This is a genomic window from Novosphingobium sp. BL-S-34, assembly GCF_056857015.1.
Map to the genome: position 1 here is coordinate 2,316,629 of NZ_CM166472.1, position 17,037 is coordinate 2,333,665.

Below are 17,037 nucleotides of genomic sequence, written 5' to 3' on the forward strand. Positions count from 1 at the left end.
CTGGACCAGGCAGGTAGACGGAAAAGAGCATGATCTCGTTCCTTGAATTCGAAAAGCCGATCGCCGCGCTCGAGGCGCGCATCGCGGAGCTGCGCACGACCGCCAGCGACAGCGACCTCGACATCGCGGGCGAGATCGCCCGGCTGGAGAAGAAGAGCGCCGGCATGCTGGCGGCGACTTACGGCAAGCTGACGCCCTGGCAGAAGACGCAAGTGGCCCGCCATCCGCAGCGGCCCCACTTCCTCGACTACCTGCGTCTCGGCTTCACCGACTTCGTTCCGCTCGCGGGCGACCGCGTCTATGGCGAGGATGCGGCGATCATCGGCGGCCTGGCCCGGCTCAATGGCCGCAAGGTCATGGTGCTCGGCCATGAAAAGGGCCACGACACGCCCAGCCGCATCAAGCACAACTTCGGCTCCGCCAAGCCCGAGGGCTATCGCAAGGCGATCCGCCTGATGGAAATGGCGGGCAAGTTCGGCCTGCCGGTCGTCACGCTGGTCGATACGGCCGGTGCATTCCCGGGCATCGAAGCCGAGGAGCGCGGCCAGGCCGAAGCGATCGCGCGTTCGATCGAGGCTTGCCTTGCCGTGCCGGTGCCGATCGTCTCGGCAATCGTGGGCGAGGGCGGTTCGGGCGGCGCCGTGGCGCTGGCCGCGGCCGACCGTGTGCTCATGCTGGAACACTCGATCTACTCGGTGATCTCGCCGGAAGGTGCCTCCTCGATCCTGTGGCGCACGCCTGACAAGGCTCCCGACGCAGCGGAGGCCATGAAGGTCACCGCCCAGGATCTGCTGTCGCTGAACGTGATCGAGCGCGTCGTTTCCGAACCCGTCGGCGGCGCTCACCGCGATGCCCCGGCCACCGCCCGGTCGCTGTTCGCCGCGATCGAAGAGGAACTGGATACGCTGGACGCACTTCCGGCCAGCGACTTGCTCGCCCGCCGCGAGGAACGTTTCCTGGCCATCGGCCGCGCGTGATTTCCAGGAAGAGGCGCCGGCCGGTGGGTCGGTGCCTCTTCCGGTCGCTCTTCCTGCAGGGAAAGGGCGGCGCCATCCCCATTGACCGTCCCGGCCCGCTGTGTCAGAGCGCGGGCTTACCGATCGCCGATGCGCTGCATCGCCGCCGATCCGCGGGTGTAGCTCAATGGTAGAGCAGCAGCTTCCCAAGCTGAATACGAGGGTTCGATTCCCTTCACCCGCTCCAAACTTCCCATTAGATCCGATCTCGCTGCCGGATTCTGGCGTCCCGGCTGGACAAATCCGGGCGCATGGTGTGTCTGGACGGGCCTTGGGGCTATGAGGGATGCGAAATGACGCCTGTCGAACGGGGAATGCGGGCTCTGGCGGAGACGCTGGGCTACGGCGATTGGGATGCAGTGGACGCGCTTTCGCGCGACAAGCTGAAGGCCGCAGCGCGGGCGGTGCTCGAAGCGATCCGGGAGCCGGACCTGTACATGACGGAATCGGGCGCGGAAATCGTGCGCCACGTCGGCAGCAACGAGAGCGAGGAGGCCTATCGCAACGACGCTGCGAACACCTGGCGCTTCATGATCGCGGGCGCCCTGGGACAGGATTGAGCGCCGGCGGCCGGGCATGAAAAAGGGGCCGCGGCGAAGCGGCCCCTTTTTCGTTCCCTCGGGAGGCCCTGCTTAGCTGGCGCCGCCGAACAGGTCGGCCAGCTTGACCCGGGCGCCCAGGAAGACATAGCGGCCCACCGCGCTGATCGGCGTGTTCAGGCTGCCGAGGTCGGGCTTCTGGTTGAACAGGTTGGTCACGCCGCCGTAGAGCGTGAACTGGTCGCCCACATCGTAAGTCAGGCTCAGGTCGTGCGAGAAGCGCGCCTTGAACTTGAGATATTCGGGCGCGACGATGTCCGGGTTGGCGGCGATCGTCTGGCGGTCGTAGCGATAGACGGCCGAAGCGTAGTTGATCTGCCAGTCGAGGCCGAAGGCGCCGCTCTGCCAGGTGAGGTCGGCCGTGACCTGGTACTTCGGTGCGCCGGCCACGTAGGCGTTGTTCACTGTGGCCGCGCCGGGGATCGGCACCGAATCCAGGCGGTGCAGGTAATTGGCCATGACCCGCGCGCCGAAGGTGCCGGCGCTCGCCGTCGGGATCGCATAGGCGAGCGCCAGATCGAGCCCGGAAGTGCGGATCTGCGCCACGTTGAACGGGGTCAGCTGGAAGCCGGTGATATTGCCCGCGCCGGTGCCGCCGTTCTGCCGCGTGACCACGCCGCAATAGGGATTGTCGAGGCTGGCCTGATCCACGCAGAGATCGGCCAGGTTCTGGGCGGTGGTGACGTTGATCGCATTGCGGATGCGGATGTCGTACCAGTCGGCCGAGAGCGTCAGGCGCGGCAGGAAGGTGGGCTGGAGCACCACTCCTGCGGTCCAGGTCTTCGCGGTTTCCTCCTTCAGGTCGGGGTTGCCGGCGCCGTAGCCGGGAATGACCTGCCCGGTTACGCCGTTGAAGCCGGAAGGGTCGGCGCCCAGCGAGGTGAGCAGGGCACTGCAGTTCGCTGCACGGTACTGCGTACCGTTCTGCAGATAGGCGGTGCCGCAGGGATCGTTGATCGCCTGATAGGTCTGCGTGGCGCCGGTGTAGAGCTCGCTGATGTTCGGCGCGCGGACCGACTTCGAGTAGGAGCCGCGGAACGTCACGTCCTGCACCGGGGCCCACTCGCCGCCCAGCTTCCAGGCGCCGGTCGAACCGACGGTAGAATAGTCCGAATAGCGGACAGCGCCGTTGGCGGACAGGCGATGGGCGAAGGGCATGTCGGCCAGGATCGGCAGGTTCACTTCGCCGAAGACCTCCCACACGTCGAACGCGCCGCGGGTGTCGCCCAGGGCGCTGGTGAAGGTCAGGCCTTGCGAGACGAGTTCGTCGGCCACGAACCGGCTGGTTTCCTTGCGATATTCGCCCCCTAGCGCGAAGGAGATCGGTCCGCCGGGAAGCTCCAGCAGGCCCTGGCTGTCGCCGGTCAGGGTGCCGCTGACGACGTGCTGGGTCATCGTCGTGCGGTCGGTCGTATCGGCCATGATCCAGTCCAGCGCGGCCTGGTTCGCGGCGTTGTTCTCACCGAAGAGGTTGAGCGGCAGGCAGTCGCCCGGCGCGAAAGTCACGGGCGGGATCGGCGCGCGGTTGCGGTTGTAGGGCTGGAACGGCGTCCATCCGGCCTGGGTGTTGACGCGGCAGGTCACGCCGCCGTTACCGTCGCTCACCGCGTCGATCGCGGCGAGGTAGCGGTCGGTCAGCATGTTGTTGACGTAGCGCGATTTCACTTTGGTCTGGCCGAAGACGTAGGACAAATCGTAGCGCAAGTTGGGGCTGATCTGCCCGCGCGCGCCGACCACGCTGCGGATCGTCTCGCGCGTCACGTCCTCGCCGCGGCGGCCGAAATCGAAGTTGTCGCGGTTGACGAGCACGCCGCCCATCGCCGGATCGATATAGGGCTGGACGGCCGCGGGGATATACGGGTTGTCCTGGGGGATGAAGAGGTAATAGTCGAAAGTCGGTTGCCCCAGCGAGAAGGAGCGGCTGCTGGCGTACTTGCCCTCGGCGTAGAGCGTCAGCGCACTGCTGACGTCGAAATGGGCCGAGGCGCTCACCACATCGCGCTTGATCTGCGGCAGGAGGTCGTTTCCATAGTCGGAAACGAGCGTGCCCGAGCCGCCTTGCTGGTAGGCCGGGGCCACGAGGGTACCGTGGTCGAAGAGTTGGCCGTCGGCGCCGACGAAATCGGGCACACCGTCGAAATTGACGTCGATTCCGCCCGCGCGCGAGGTGTCGAAATAGCGGATATTCGGCATCGGCACGTAGTCGGGGATACCGTCGTCATTGGTCAGCCCGGCCTCGGTATCGGCTGGGTTGAGGTAGAAGTCGACCTTGTTCTCGCCGTCGAGATAGCGGCGTGAATGGGCGCTGAGGCGGTCTTCCTCGCCGTGCTCCCAGGCCAGGGCGAAATTGCCGCGGCCGCCGGCGAAATTGTGACCCGCGGTGAGGGCGATCAGGCGCTGGCCGGCATCGCCTTGGCCGGAAATGCCCGTCTGGACACGGGCGGTCAGGCCTTCGAAGTCCTGCTTCTGGATGAAGTTGACGACGCCGGACACCCCGTCCGCGCCGTAGACCGCCGAAGCGCCGCCGGTGAGCACTTCGACGCGCTCGACCAGATCGAGCGGGATGGTGTTGATATCCACCGACTGCACGCCGGGGACCGAAGCGACCTGGCGGCGGCCGTCGATCAGCACCAGAGTGCGCTGGGTGCCGAGATTGCGCAAGTTCAGCAGGTTGAGCCCGGTGAAGCCGATGCCCGCGCGGCTCCCGCTGGTGTCATAGGACCCGACGGAGTTCTGCAGGGCCGGAATGGTCCTGAGAAAGTCGGTCAGGTTGGTCGTGCCTGATTCGAGCACGTCCTTCGCCGTTACCACGGTCACCGGATTGGGCGCGTCGGACGAGGCCTGCGCGATCCGCGATCCGGTGACGACGATCGCTTCGCCTGCGGCATCGCCGGCTTCGTGCGCCAGAATGGGCTGCGGGAAGAGCAAGGCGAGGGTCGGCACAAGCGTTCCGCCGAGAAGGACCTTGTCCTTGCGGGTCATCATTTTTCGCGTTCCTTAGACAGTCGCATCGGCCCGTCGGACCGAGAAGTGGTCAGAAGGGAACACGGCGGCGGTACGCGAAGAGATTTACGTAGCGATTAACAAGAAATGTAACGACGCATTGGCGGAATTATCACGGATGTCCGTTGTAGGATTGCAACAGTTTAATGCGGGGGCGAGTCGGAGGGCACTGCCAGGTGCCGCTCCGATCCCCCGCCGCAATCAGGCCTGATTCCAGCCAACTACCGATTTTGTTTCGAGATATTCGGCAAATCCGTGCTCGCCCCATTCGCGTCCGTTGCCGGAACGCTTGTAGCCCCCGAAGGGCGCGTGGAAGTCGAACCCGCCGTTGACCCAGATCGCCCCGGTGCGCATCCGGCGCGAAACCGCCCGCGCCGCATCGAGATCCTCGCCCGAAACGTAGCCGCCCAGGCCGAAGTTGGAATCGTTGGCGATTTCCACCGCGTGATCGACGTCGTCGTAGCCGATGATGACCAGCACCGGGCCGAAGATTTCCTCGCGCGCGATCACCATGTGATTGGTGCCGACGAATACGGTGGGCTTCACATAGTAGCCCTTGTCGAGCCCATCGGGCTTGCCGAGACCGCCGGCGATCAGCTTGGCGCCTTCCTCCAGGCCCTTCTCGATATAGCCCTGGATGATCTCGTACTGGCTCTTGGAGACGACCGGGCCCATCGCGAAGTTGCCCTTGGGGTCGCCCACGGTGACGCCGTTCGCGGCTTCGGTAGCGGCGGCGATAGCATCGTCCATGCGCGCGTTCGGCACCAGCAGGCGCGAACCGGCCGAGCAGGTTTGGCCGGAATTGCCCATCATCCCGCCGGTGGCGGCGGCGACATTGGTGGCGAGCGAAGCGTCGTCGAGCACTATCCACGCAGACTTGCCGCCGAGTTCGAGGCCGACGCGCTTCACGGTATCGGCCGCGTCCTTCTGGATCTGCACGCCCACCGGTTCCGATCCGGTGAAGGAGATCATGTCCACGTCCTCATGCGTGGACAGCGCGGTGCCGATCTCGCTGCCCTTGCCCTGCACCATGTTGAACACGCCTGCCGGAACGCCCGCGTCGTGCAGGATTTCAGCCAGGATCTGGGCAGAGTACGGCGCGAGTTGCGGCGGCTTCAGGATCATCGTGCAGCCGGCGGCGAGCGCCGGGAAGATTTTCACGCAGGTCTGGTTCATCGGCCAGTTCCACGGCGTGATGAGGCCGCAGACGCCGATCGGCTCCTTGCGGATCAGGGTGACGCCGCGCTGTTCCTCGAACTTGAAGTCCTTCAGCACTTCGATCGCGGTGGAGAGGTGACCCTTGCCCAACAGCGTGTGGAACCCGCAGGCGAGCGACATCGGCGCGCCCATTTCCTCGCTGACGGCCTCACCCAGTTCGGTTTCGCGCTTCAGGTATTCGGCCAGGATCGCTTCGAGCAGGTCGAGGCGTTCCTTTGCGCTCGTCTCGCCGAAAGTGGCGAAGGCGCGGCGGGCGGCGGCCACGGCCTTGTCGACATCGGCAGCCGAACCCAGCGAGATCGTGCCGGAGACTTCCTCGGTGGCCGGATTGACGACGTGTGCGGTGCGCGGCGCGATGGGATCGACCCACTGACCGTCGATGTAGAACTGGGTGTAATTGCGCATCGTTCTCTCCCGTTCCTAAAGCAAAACCGCCCCGCAATCGGATCGAGAGGGAGCGGCTTCGCTTCAGGTCTGCATTGGTTTTCCGATTTCCGGCTTACTGGGTGCCCTCGGCATACCAGGTGCGGAATTCGGAGTAGTTCGGCATTTCTTCCGAGTTCGCAGCCGGGTCGATCGGGACGTGGATCACGGTGCAGCCGCCACGCTCATAGGCGCGCTGGATGGCCGGGCCGATGTCTTCCGCCTTCTCGACGTATTCGCCTGCCGCGCCGAAGCCTTCGGCGATCTTGTCGAAGCGGACCTTGTCGGACCAGTGCACGCCGGTTTCCTTGGTGCCCTTGCCGAAGGTGCGCTTGTAGACGCCCACTTCGAGGCCCCACTGGAAGTCGACGCCAACGATCACCACCAGCGGCAGGTTCTTGCGCACCGCCACTTCCAGTTCGCCCACATGGAACAGGAACGAGGAGTCCGAGGTGATCAGCATGCCCGGGCGCTGCTTGCCCGTCTCGGCCTGGTCGGCGAGCATGGCGCCGGTGGCATAGGGCAGGCCGGTGCCGATGTGGCCGTAGTTCTGGTTCCAGATCACGTCGTGCGGCTTGGCCTGCGAATAGGTCCACTGGAAGATCACCGTGGCGCCGCCGTCGCGGATCAGGATTCCGTCCTTCGGGAAGGCCTTGGTCGCTTCGGTGACGAACTGGCTGGTATGCATCTTCGCGGTGGAGCCATCGGGCTTGCCGGCGGCTTCCTCGGCCAGTTCGACAAGCTGGTCAGCATCGCGCTGGATATATTCGGCCAGCGAGGGCGAGGCCTTGCGCGGCGTGTCCTTCAGGGCACGTACCAGCTGCGGCACCACGGCGCGCACGTCGCCCACCAGCGGCACGTCGATCGGGCGGTTGACGCCGATCGCGGTGGGGTCCTGCTGGACGTAGATCCACTTGCGGTTGGCTTCGTTGTCCACCCAGTGGCGCCAGCGGCCATAGTGGCTCGGCTCGCCCAGTTCGGTGGCCAGCGCCACGCAGCAATCGCTTTCGACCACGGCGTCGATCGACGCTTCCGAGAAGCCATAGGGGAAGGTGCGGTCCTCAAGCCCCTCGATGAAGGAGGTGCCGCCCGAGGTCTGGATGACCGGGCACTGCATCAGTTCGGCCAGTTCCTTCACCGAGGCGCCGGCCTTGGCGGTGTAGACGCCGTGGCCCACCAGCAGCACCGGGTTCTTGGCGTTGCGGATGATCTCGGCCGCTTCGGCAATGCGGTCGCCGTCGGCGCCCTGCATGGTCAGGCGATAGCGGTGCGGCGGCAGCACCGGCGGCAGGTCCAGCTCTTCCAGAATGACGTGCGCGGGATACTCGATATAGGCCGGCCCCGGCGTGCCCGACATGGCGACGCGGATGGCTTCGCGCACGATCTCATCGGTCTGGTCGGCATATTCGATCGAGCTGGAGAACTTCACCGAATCCTCGATCATCGGCTCCTGCCGCACGAACTGGATACGACCGCGACGCACGCGGCGCTCGGTGATGCGGGCGCGCTGGCCGCCCATGAAGATCACCGGATCGTTCTCGACCTTGGCGCACTGGATGGCCGGCATCATGTTCGCCATGCCCGGCCCGAGCGTGCCGATGCAGAGCGCGGGCTTGCCGGTGATGCGGGCGGCGGCGGCGGCCATGTGGCCGGCGGACGCTTCGTGGTGCGGCGAGACGACGGTCCAGCCACGCGACTCGGCTTCGAGGAACAGGTGGACGAAGTTGGGATCGGGAATGCCGAACAGGGTCTTGATGCCCTCAGCCTCGAACAGGTCAAGAATGCGCTTGAAAACCGGGGTGCCCTTGCGTGCCGAAACAGGCGCTTCGGCCTGGGGTTGATCGTCGTACATCGTCTTGCCTTCCTCTCGATCCGTTTTCTGCCCGCGATGCGGGGGGAATCAGGTTGCCGTTCTTTTTCCCAAGGCACGGCTTGAACATGTGGTTAGCCCAAGCCTCGGGACACTGTCAGGTGAAATCAACAGTACTGTTCACTTGGAATCGACTGCTATCGCCGGGGCGACGCTTGGGGCCTCTTCGGCCAGTTCTGCGAGCACCGCTTCGTTGTCCTGTCCCAGCGTCGGCGCCGGCCCGCGTACCCGGCCCGGGGTGGCGGAAAACCACGTCGGCACGCCGGGGAATCGCACCGGGCCCTGCTCGGTCTCGACCTCCTCAAAGAAGCCGATGGCGTTCAGGTGCTCATTGTCGAACAGTTCGTCGGTGGAGCGCAGCGGCGCGCAGGGAATATGCAGGCCGCGCAAGGTATCGAGCCATTCCTGCGTGGTGCGCGTCAGGAACGTCTCCCCCAGCAGACCGTAGACCCGGCCGATCTGGCGGGCGCGCTTTTCCAAGGTGGAGAACTCGTCAGTTGCCCATTCCGGCTGCACCGATTCGATGAAGGCGTTCCAGTGCTTGTCGTTGTAGACCAGCGCGGCGACGTAGCCGTCCTGCGTCTTGTACGGCCGCCGGTTCGGCTCGACCGCGCGGTGATAGTGTGCGGGGCTCGTCGGCGGCGTGAACATCGCACCGTTGGCGTGCTCCACCAGCATGAACGAGGTCATCGCCTCGAACATGGTGACTTCCACTTCCTGGCCCTCTCCCGTGCGCTCGCGGTGATAGAGCGCCATCATCGTCGCGTAGAGCGCGTGGAGGCCGGCCACCTTGTCCGCCATGATCGTGGCGACATAGCCGGGCTCGCCGTTCATCAGGCCCTGCACATGCGGGATGCCGCATTCGGCCTGGATCGTATCGTCATAGGCGGGCTTGTCGCCCTCTGGCCCGCGCCGGGAATAGCCGTAGCAATTGGTGTAGACGATGTCCGGCCGGATCGCGCGCACCGCCTCGTAATCGAAGCCCAGCTTGCGGATCGCGCTGCCGCGCATCGAATGGATGAAGACGTCCGCCGTGGCGATCAGCGCGCGCAGGCTCTCGCGGTCCTGCTCGGCGCGCAAGTCCAGAACGATCCCGCGCTTGCCGCGATTCACGTTGACGTAGATGCCGCCCATGCCGGGCACCGGGCCCTGGGTGATCCAGCGGGTGTTGTCGCCCTCCGGCGGCTCCACCTTGATCACTTCGGCGCCCATGTCCGCCATGATCTGCGTGGCATAAGGGCCGAAGACCACGCTGGTGAGGTCCACCACACGCAGGCCGGCTAATGGTCCGCCACCTTTCGAATCCTTGCTCGCGGTCAAGGCCCTCTCCTTCTCGTTGGCCTATGGGTAACGCAACGCCCGAGCGAAAACCATTCGTATTTGCGTTTGATGGGCGCATATCGGCACGATGATGGTTGTGAGGCAAAGGGCCCGCTGCTAGTTCGGGGAGCGGGAAGACAAGAGGAACGCCATGGATTTCGCCCTGACCGACGACCAGCAGAACATCCGCGAGGCCGTTCTCAAGCACTGTTCGCAGTTCTCTGACGAGTATTGGCTGGAAAAGGATCGCAGCGGCGAATTCCCGTACGAGTTCCACAAGTCGATGGCCGATGCAGGCTGGCTGGGCGTGGCCATGCCCGAAAGCGTCGGCGGCGCGGGGCTGGGCATTACCGAGGCGGCGGTGATGATGCAGGCCGTGGCCGAGAGCGGCGGCGGCATGACGGCGGCATCCTCCATCCACCTGCCCGTCTTCGGGCTGGAGCCGGTGATGCTGTTCGGCACCGAGGAACAGCAGCAGCGGATGATCCCGCCGATCCTTTCGGGCGAGGAGAAGATGTGCTTCGCCGTGACCGAGCCGAACACCGGGCTCGACACCACCAGCCTCAAGACCCGCGCTGAGAAGGTGCCCGGCGGCTACCGCGTCAATGGCGAGAAGGTGTGGATCACGCAGGCCCACATCGCCGATCGGATGCTGATCATCGCCCGCACCACGCCGCTGGAACAGGTGAAGAAGAAGACTGACGGCCTCAGCCTCTTCTACACCAAGCTCGATCGCGAGCATATCGAGACGCGGATCATCCCCAAGATGGGCCGCCACGCCGTCGGCTCCAACATGATGTTCATCGCCGACCTGTTCATCCCGGACGAGGATCTGATCGGTGAGGAAGGCCAGGGCTTCCGCATCCTGCTCAAGGGCCTCAATCCCGAACGCGTGCTGCTGGGGGCGGAGGCGACCGGGTTGGGCCGCGTCGCGATCCAGCGGGCCTCTCGTTACGCACGGGAACGCGTGGTGTTCGGGCGGCCGATCGGCCAGAATCAGGGCATCCAGCACCCGCTCGCTAAGGCATGGATGCAAGTGGAGGCGGCCAGCCTGATGGTCTTCAAGGCCGCGACCCTGTTCGACAAGGGGCTGGACTGCGGCGTGGAGGCGAACTCCGCCAAGTACCTTGCCGCCGAAGCCGGGTTCGAGGCGTGCCAGACCGCCGTGATGTCGATGGGCGGCATGGGCTATGCGCAGGAATACCATGTCGAGCGCTATCTGCGCGAAGTGATGATCCCGCGCATCGCGCCGGTCAGCCCGCACCAGATCATGAACTTCATCGCCGAGAGGGTTTTGGAACTGCCCAAGAGTTATTGAGGCCGCTCCCCTTGAGAAAGCCCGTCATCCCGGCGAAAGCTGGGGCCGTAATCGGAAGCGCGGGGTCTGGCTGCCCGCGATCCCGGCTTCCGCTGGGATGACGACTGGAGAGAACATGCCCAAGCACGAAGCAATCGCCGCCCGCTCCTGGCTTTTCGCGCCGGGCGACAGCGAGAAGAAGATGACCAAGGCGATGGAGGGCGAGGCCGACATCGTCCTGATCGACTTGGAAGATGCCGTCGCGCCCGATTCCAAGGCCGCCGCGCGCCCGATGGTGCATGACTTCATTGCCGCCAACCCCGATCAGCGCGGCCGCCTGTGGGTCCGGATCAACCCGCTGGACGGCCCGCACACGCTGGACGACCTTGTGGCGATCATGCCCGCGCGTCCCGGCGGGATCATGCTGCCCAAGGTCTATGGCCGGCAGGACGTGGAGACGCTGGACCGCTACCTCGAGGCGCTGGAAGTGGCCAATGGCATCGAGCAGGGATCGACCCCGGTGATCGTGCTGATCACCGAAACGGCTGAGGCAATGTTCCACACCGGCGACTACAAGGGCGCCCCGCGCGTGGTGGCATTGACCTGGGGCGCGGAAGATCTGGCCGACTCCATCGGCGCTTCGTCCAACAAGAATGCGGACGGCTCGTATTCCTTCACCTACGAACTGGCGCGCAGCTTGACCGTGCTGGGCGCGGCGACGGCGGGCGTGACCGCGATCGAGACGATCTCTGCCGACTTCAAGGACCTCGAAGCGCTCAAGGCCCGCGCCGAGAAGGTGCGCCGTGACGGCTATCGCGGGATGATGGCGATCCACCCGGCGCAAGTCCCGGTGATCAACGAAGCCTTCACCCCCACCGAGGCCGAGATCGCCGAAGCGCAGGAGATCGTCGACGTGTTCGCCGCCAACCCCGGCGTCGGTGCCATCGGCTGGAAGGGCGGCATGCTCGACCGCCCCTACCTCGCCCGCGCCGAACGCCTGCTGCGGCAGGCCGGCAAGCTGTGACCATCAAGCTCGCCGCATCCGAACTCGACCTTTCCCGGTTTCTGAAACCGGGAGACCGCATTGTGTTCGGCCAGGCCTGCGGCGAGCCGACTACGCTGGTGGAAGCGCTGATCGAGCAGGGAGAAGCCATCGGCGGCCTCCACGCCTTCATCGCCACCAGCTTCTCCGGCCTGTTCACGCCCGAAAGCGCGCGGTCCTTCCGCCTATCCAGCATGGGCGCGATCGGCGCGCTGCGCAGCATGACGAAGGCTAATGCGCTGGACGTCATCCCTGTCCACGTCAGCCAGGTCGCTTGCCTGATCGAAGCGGGCATCATGCCCTGCGACGTGGCGATGATTCAGGTCAGCCCGGCCGATGCGCAAGGCAACCACAGTTGCGGCCTGATCTCAGACTACGTGCGCGCGGCGGTCGACAAGGCCCGCCTCGTTATCGCCGAAGTCAACGAGCAGGTCCCTTATGTGCCGGGTGAGACGATCCCGGGAGACCTGATCGACGTTGCCGTCCACGTCAGCCGCCCGCCGGTGGAAGTGGCCCCGGCCAAGATCGGCCCGACCGACGAGGCCATCGCCCGCCACTGTGCCGAATTCATCGGCGACGGCGCCGTGCTGCAAACCGGCGTGGGCGCGGTGCCCGATGCGATCCTGCGCCTGCTGCACGACCGCAAGGACCTGGGCGTCCATTCCGGCATGCTGGGCGACGGGCTTGTCGATCTGGCCGAAGCCGGCGTACTGACCAATGCCCGCAAGGAGATCGACCGCGGCGTCTCGATCAACGGCGCGCTGATCGGCACGCGGCGGCTTTACGACTGGGCCGCGCACAATCCGGCGATCCGCATGACGCCCACCAGCTACACCCACGACGCGGGCACGCTTTCGCGGCTATCCCTCCTCATCACGATCAATTCGGCGCTGGAAGTCGACCTCACCGGGCAGGTCAATGCCGAACAGTCCGGTGCCAGCTATCTGGGCGGCACCGGAGGGCAGGTCGATTTCGTGCGCGCCGGCGCGCGCTCGCCGGGCGGGGCTTCGCTGATGGTGCTGGCCTCGACCGCCAAGGGCGGCAGCCTCTCCAAGATCGTGACCGCACTCTCTGGCCCCGTAACCACCGCGCGGACCGAGGTGGACGTGATCGTCACCGAATACGGCGCGGCGCGGCTCAAGGGCCAGTCGCTGGCCGAACGCGCGAAGCGGCTGGTCGCCATCGCCCATCCCGACTTCCGCGAAGACCTGTCGCGCACCGCCCATGAGATCGAAAAAAGGGGCTTCTGAAGTGTCGAGTTCGCAAGAAAGTCGGGCCGTCCTCTACGATGCCCATGACGACGGCATCGCGGTCATCACCATCAACCGCCCCGAACAGCGCAATTGCCTGAGCCGCGAAGTGCGCGAGGGGTTGCGCGAGGCATGGGCGACTTTCGAGAACGACGCCTTCGCCCGCATCGCCATCCTCACCGGCAGCGGCGACAAGGCCTTCTGCGCCGGCGGCGACCTGAAGGAGATGGTGGAAACCGGCATGGCCGTGCCGCCGCGCGATCTCTATGCGCTGCCTTACGACACCATCGAACTGACCAAGCCCACCATCGCCGCCGTCAACGGCCATGCCTTCGCGGGCGGCTGGATGATCGCGCAGGCCTGCGATCTCTGCGTCGCCAGCACCCATGCGAAGTTCGCCATTACCGAGGTGAAGGTCGGGCGCGGCAGCCCCTGGGCCTCGCCGCTGATTCACATGATCCCGCAGCGGATCATGATGGAGATCATGCTCATCGGAAAGCCGATTACCGCCCAGCGCGCCTACGAGATCGGCCTCGTCAACCGCCTTGCCGAGCCCGGTGCGGTGCTGGACGCGGCGATCGAACTGGCGCTGGAAGTGCTGGAAGGCGCGCCCCTATCGGTAAGGGCCGCGCGCGAGACCGTGATGCTCTCGACCGAGATGGGCCGCTCCGCCGCGCTGCAGGCGGCGCGGGCGGCGCATGAGGCCACCTACAACAGCGCGGACGCACAGGAAGGCCCGCGCGCCTTTGCCGAGAAGCGCAAGCCGGAGTGGAAGGGGCGCTAGGCGGGCTACCTCTCCCGGCCGACATGCCGGGAGAGGTTTGGTCCACCGTGTGACGCCTCAGCGCTCTTCCACCACGGTTTCCGCGGTTGCTCTCACCTCGTCGGGGGAAGCGTCCTCGAACTTCACGCCAGGATGCCCGTCGCCCTTGCGCCAGTCGCCCAGCATGTCGCGGAAGGCGTCCCAGCCGGGCAGATAGCCGCGGAACAGCGCCCACTTCAGTTCCTTGTCGCCCTCGTTGTTGAAGTAGCTGGGCGTGCAATCGTTCTGGAAGCCGGACATGTCGACTTCGTTTTCCTTGCAGTGCGCGCAGTAGCCTTCGACGCCTTCCTTGGTGGCCGAGACAGTGCTGGCGCCCCGGCGCTGGGTCTCGCCGATCATGAAGGCGATGTGCTCCGCCTGGCGTCCGAACTGCTCGGTGGTGGAGGAGTTCGTCGCGCCCTGGATGTAGCCCATGTAGAACATCGCCGGGAATTCGTCGGTGATCACGCCGTGGAACGTGCTCGCGCCATTGGTCCAGTGGTCGTAGATCGACTTGCCGCCGCGTCCTTCCACCGTGTCGATGCCCCAGCGGCGCTTGAGGTCGCTGGTCACTTCGAAACCGCTGGCGAAGATCACCAGATCGACCTCATGCTCGACGCCGTCGGCCACGAAGCCCTTCTCGGTCATCCGCTCCACGCCCTGCGTCGCGGAAACGTCGATCAGCGTGACGTTGGGCCGATTGAACGCGGGGTAGTAATCGTTGTTGGACAGCGGCCGCTTGCACATGAAGCGGAAGTACGGCTTCAGCTTTTCCGCCGTATCCTTGTCCTCGACGATCGAGTCGACGCGGCGGCGCAGGCGTTCCATCACCTGGAAGTCCACCACTTCGCGGCGGTCCATGAACTCCAGCGGTTCCAGCGCGGGCCAGCCTTCCTCGCCCAGTTCTATGGCGAGGTTGCGGCTGATCTCGGTCCAGATGTCGCAGATCAGGTCAGGCTCGCCGGGGATGAAGAACTGCTGCGCGGCGCGGTGGAAGTTCGCCATGCGCTCCTGCTGCCAGCCGGGCTGGAGCGAGGCGGCCCATTCGGGATTCGTCGGCGGATTGGGCCGCTCGTCGATGTTCGAAGGCGTGCGCTGCAGCACGTAGAGGTGCTTGGCATACTTGGCGAGGTAGGGCACCGCCTGGACCGAGGTGGCCCCGGTGCCGATGATGGCGACGCGCTTGTCGCGCAGCTTTTCCAGTTCCGGCGCGGTCCACGAACCGCCGGTATAGTCATGCTCCCACCGGCTGGTGTGGAACATCTTGCCCTTGAAGTCGTGAATGCCGGGGATGCCGGGCAGCTTGGGCATGTTCATCACGCCGCCCGCCATGACCACGAAGCGGGCGCGGATGTCGTCGCCGCGGTTGGTAGTCACATGCCAGCGCTTGATGCTCTCATCCCAGCGTATGCCGGTGACCAGCGTGTGGAACAGCGCCTTGTCGGCCAGCTCGAACCGCTCGGCCATGTCCTGGCAATACTGCTGGATTTCCCAGCCGTCGGAGAACTTCTTGCTGGGCATGAAGCCCGTTTCTTCCAGCAGCGGCAGGTAGCAATAGGCGTCGTTGTCGCACTGCACGCCGGGATAGCGGTTCCAATACCAGACGCCGCCAAAGCCGCCAGCATGGTCGATGTTGCGGACATTGGAAACGCCCTGCTTGTGGAGGTGATAGCCCGCCAGAATGCCCGAGAATCCGGCGCCCAGGATGGCAACGTCGATATCCTCGACCAGCGCCTCACGCTCCGCCACCGGGGTGAACGGATCGTGGGCGTAGTTGTCCGAAAAATCGTCGGTCGGCCGCACGTACTGCTCGCCGCCCTCACGGCGCAGGCGCTTGTCACGCTCCTGAAGATACTTGGCCTTGAGCGCCGGGATATCGAGTTCCTCGGGCGAAGGCACGTCGGACTTGAGGCAGGTCATTTCCATCGCGTGGCATCCTCTTCGCGGCGACTCTGCTGAGGCCGCCCTTTGATTCCAGAGTTGCGAACTGCAGTGCTAGTTGTCAACACTGTTGTTCATTAAGCGTGTCAGGCATCTTCACCCGCCGTGGCCATCCTGAACGAATAGCCGATATGATCGACGTGCCCGTGCAGGCCGAAATCGAGCACTTCTGCCTTGTCATGGAACGCATCCGAAGCCGCGGCGACGTCCTCGATCGTCCATTCCGGACGATAGACCCCGCGCGTTTCCGCCACGAACATCCGCGCCACGCGGCCCGCCATCGAGGCGAACATTTCGCCGGTGACGGGGCAGCTCTCATGTGCCAGCCAGCCGACCACCGGGGCGACCAGCTCGGGCTCCATCGGCGGATATTGCGAGATGTCGATGCCTTCGGCCATGCGCGTCACCGCGCCGGGCACGATGACGTTGCACTTCACGTCGTGCGCCTCTCCCTCCAGCGCGGCGATATTGTTCAGACCCAGCATGGCCGACTTAGACATGCCGTAGTTCACGCAGTTGAGATTGCCGTAGAGCCCGCCGACCGAACTGGTCAGCACGATGCGGCCATATCCCGCGTCGCACATCGGCCCGAATGCGGCCTGCACTACATGGAACGCGCCCAGCAGATGGACGTCGAGCACGGAATGGAGGTCGGCACCGGAAAGATCGCGGATCGATCCGTAGCGGACGTTGCCGGCGTTGTGGACCAGTACGTCGATCCGGCCCCACTGGTCGAGCGCGGCGTGGATGATCGCCTTGCCGCCTTCGGGGGTGGAAACGGAATCGGTGTTGGCGATCGCCTCGCCGCCCGCCGCCACGATCTCATCCACCACCTGCTGGGCGACGCTGACGTCCGCGCCCGGCGCATCGAGATCGCCCCGGATCGCGCCGCCGAGATCGTTGACCACCACTTTCGCGCCGCGTTCGGCCAGCAGCAAGGCATAGGCCCGTCCCAGTCCGCGGCCGGCCCCGGTAATCACGGCCACCCGGCCCTCAAAGCGCAACGGGGCAAAGCGCAGGGGGGCGAAACGCATCTCTTCCATGGTAAGCTCTCCGGCATGCCCGTTCTCGGCCGGGCAGTCTCTTTTCCGTCTGAAGGTCGAATATGCGCACGGGGCGAGCGGGGGCAATCGAACAAAGCCCTTCGAACGTCGCCGGGGCGATAGTGCGTCGCGGCAAGGCCTTCGTCCCGGTCCTCACGTTGCCTGCCCCCGACACGCTGGATAGGCTCGGCAGGAAAAGAACGGCCGCAAGAG

Annotated in this window: 12 protein-coding genes and 1 tRNA gene; 7 read left to right on the plus strand and 6 right to left on the minus strand. The window is 65.4% G+C overall.

The window, feature by feature from the left end:
- The first annotated feature begins 29 nt into the window (after positions 1 to 29).
- The 3 genes from AC1VV3_RS11005 (at position 30) to AC1VV3_RS11015 (ending at position 1,576) form a co-directional block, all read left to right on the plus strand.
- Positions 30 to 977: an acetyl-CoA carboxylase carboxyltransferase subunit alpha gene (locus tag AC1VV3_RS11005; protein ID WP_132268005.1), complete on the plus strand. Its 948-nt coding sequence runs from the start codon at positions 30 to 32 to the stop codon at positions 975 to 977.
- A 152-nt stretch (positions 978 to 1,129) separates the two neighbouring features.
- Positions 1,130 to 1,203 (plus strand) — tRNA-Gly (locus AC1VV3_RS11010).
- A 106-nt stretch (positions 1,204 to 1,309) separates the two neighbouring features.
- Complete coding sequence (locus tag AC1VV3_RS11015; RefSeq protein WP_132268007.1) at positions 1,310 to 1,576, plus strand: hypothetical protein; 267 nt, start codon at positions 1,310 to 1,312, stop codon at positions 1,574 to 1,576.
- A gap of 72 nt (positions 1,577 to 1,648) precedes the next feature.
- On the opposite strand, the gene AC1VV3_RS11020 is transcribed toward AC1VV3_RS11015, so the two are convergent.
- The 4 genes from AC1VV3_RS11020 to AC1VV3_RS11035 all read right to left on the minus strand — a co-directional run bounded on the left by AC1VV3_RS11020 (position 1,649) and on the right by AC1VV3_RS11035 (position 9,449).
- The gene (locus AC1VV3_RS11020) at positions 1,649 to 4,600 is read right to left on the minus strand and encodes a TonB-dependent receptor plug domain-containing protein (protein ID WP_482961755.1); all 2,952 of its coding nucleotides are present in this window, start codon (positions 4,598 to 4,600) and stop codon (positions 1,649 to 1,651) included.
- A gap of 219 nt (positions 4,601 to 4,819) precedes the next feature.
- Positions 4,820 to 6,241, minus strand: a complete 1,422-nt coding sequence (locus AC1VV3_RS11025; protein WP_482961756.1) for an aldehyde dehydrogenase family protein — start codon at positions 6,239 to 6,241, stop codon at positions 4,820 to 4,822.
- Between the two features lie 94 nt (positions 6,242 to 6,335).
- Positions 6,336 to 8,111 carry a thiamine pyrophosphate-binding protein gene (locus AC1VV3_RS11030; RefSeq protein ID WP_482961757.1) on the minus strand — a complete coding sequence of 592 codons (1,776 nt, stop codon included), beginning with the start codon at positions 8,109 to 8,111 and terminating at the stop codon, positions 6,336 to 6,338.
- A gap of 138 nt (positions 8,112 to 8,249) precedes the next feature.
- Positions 8,250 to 9,449, minus strand: coding sequence for a CaiB/BaiF CoA transferase family protein (locus AC1VV3_RS11035; RefSeq protein WP_482961758.1), 1,200 nt, complete (start codon positions 9,447 to 9,449; stop codon positions 8,250 to 8,252).
- A 151-nt stretch (positions 9,450 to 9,600) separates the two neighbouring features.
- On the opposite strand from AC1VV3_RS11035, the gene AC1VV3_RS11040 reads away from it, so the two are divergent.
- From AC1VV3_RS11040 to AC1VV3_RS11055, 4 genes are all read left to right on the plus strand, one after another.
- Positions 9,601 to 10,767: an acyl-CoA dehydrogenase family protein gene (locus AC1VV3_RS11040; protein WP_482961759.1), complete on the plus strand. Its 1,167-nt coding sequence runs from the start codon at positions 9,601 to 9,603 to the stop codon at positions 10,765 to 10,767.
- Between the two features lie 115 nt (positions 10,768 to 10,882).
- Positions 10,883 to 11,770 carry an HpcH/HpaI aldolase/citrate lyase family protein gene (locus AC1VV3_RS11045; RefSeq protein ID WP_482961760.1) on the plus strand — a complete coding sequence of 296 codons (888 nt, stop codon included), beginning with the start codon at positions 10,883 to 10,885 and terminating at the stop codon, positions 11,768 to 11,770.
- Complete coding sequence (locus tag AC1VV3_RS11050; RefSeq protein ID WP_482961761.1) at positions 11,767 to 13,038, plus strand: acetyl-CoA hydrolase/transferase family protein; 1,272 nt, start codon at positions 11,767 to 11,769, stop codon at positions 13,036 to 13,038. The genes AC1VV3_RS11045 and AC1VV3_RS11050 overlap by 4 nt, the downstream gene beginning before the upstream one ends.
- 1 nt (position 13,039) lies before the next feature.
- Positions 13,040 to 13,822: an enoyl-CoA hydratase/isomerase family protein gene (locus AC1VV3_RS11055; protein WP_482961762.1), complete on the plus strand. Its 783-nt coding sequence runs from the start codon at positions 13,040 to 13,042 to the stop codon at positions 13,820 to 13,822.
- 57 nt (positions 13,823 to 13,879) lie between these two features.
- Here the strand turns inward: AC1VV3_RS11055 and AC1VV3_RS11060 are convergent, their stop codons facing one another.
- Together AC1VV3_RS11060 and AC1VV3_RS11065 are read right to left on the minus strand one after the other, a co-directional pair.
- Complete coding sequence (locus AC1VV3_RS11060) at positions 13,880 to 15,766, minus strand: flavin-containing monooxygenase (RefSeq protein ID WP_482961763.1); 1,887 nt, start codon at positions 15,764 to 15,766, stop codon at positions 13,880 to 13,882.
- 101 nt (positions 15,767 to 15,867) lie between these two features.
- Entirely contained in the window at positions 15,868 to 16,824 is a 957-nt protein-coding gene (locus AC1VV3_RS11065) for an SDR family NAD(P)-dependent oxidoreductase (RefSeq protein WP_482961764.1), read from the minus strand.
- Positions 16,825 to 17,037: the final 213 nt, after the last annotated feature.

Bases quoted from the DNA above. Each gene is read 5' to 3' on its own strand.
- AC1VV3_RS11030 (WP_482961757.1), bottom strand. From the start codon at position 8,111: ATGTACGACGATCAACCCCAGGCCGAAGCGCCTGTTTCGGCACGCAAG.
- AC1VV3_RS11045 (WP_482961760.1), top strand. From the start codon at position 10,883: ATGCCCAAGCACGAAGCAATCGCCGCCCGCTCCTGGCTTTTCGCGCCG.
- AC1VV3_RS11020 (WP_482961755.1), bottom strand. From the start codon at position 4,600: ATGATGACCCGCAAGGACAAGGTCCTTCTCGGCGGAACGCTTGTGCCG.
- AC1VV3_RS11065 (WP_482961764.1), bottom strand. From the start codon at position 16,824: ATGGAAGAGATGCGTTTCGCCCCCCTGCGCTTTGCCCCGTTGCGCTTT.
- AC1VV3_RS11040 (WP_482961759.1), top strand. From the start codon at position 9,601: ATGGATTTCGCCCTGACCGACGACCAGCAGAACATCCGCGAGGCCGTT.
- AC1VV3_RS11005 (WP_132268005.1), top strand. From the start codon at position 30: ATGATCTCGTTCCTTGAATTCGAAAAGCCGATCGCCGCGCTCGAGGCG.
- AC1VV3_RS11060 (WP_482961763.1), bottom strand. From the start codon at position 15,766: ATGGAAATGACCTGCCTCAAGTCCGACGTGCCTTCGCCCGAGGAACTC.
- AC1VV3_RS11025 (WP_482961756.1), bottom strand. From the start codon at position 6,241: ATGCGCAATTACACCCAGTTCTACATCGACGGTCAGTGGGTCGATCCC.
- AC1VV3_RS11015 (WP_132268007.1), top strand. From the start codon at position 1,310: ATGACGCCTGTCGAACGGGGAATGCGGGCTCTGGCGGAGACGCTGGGC.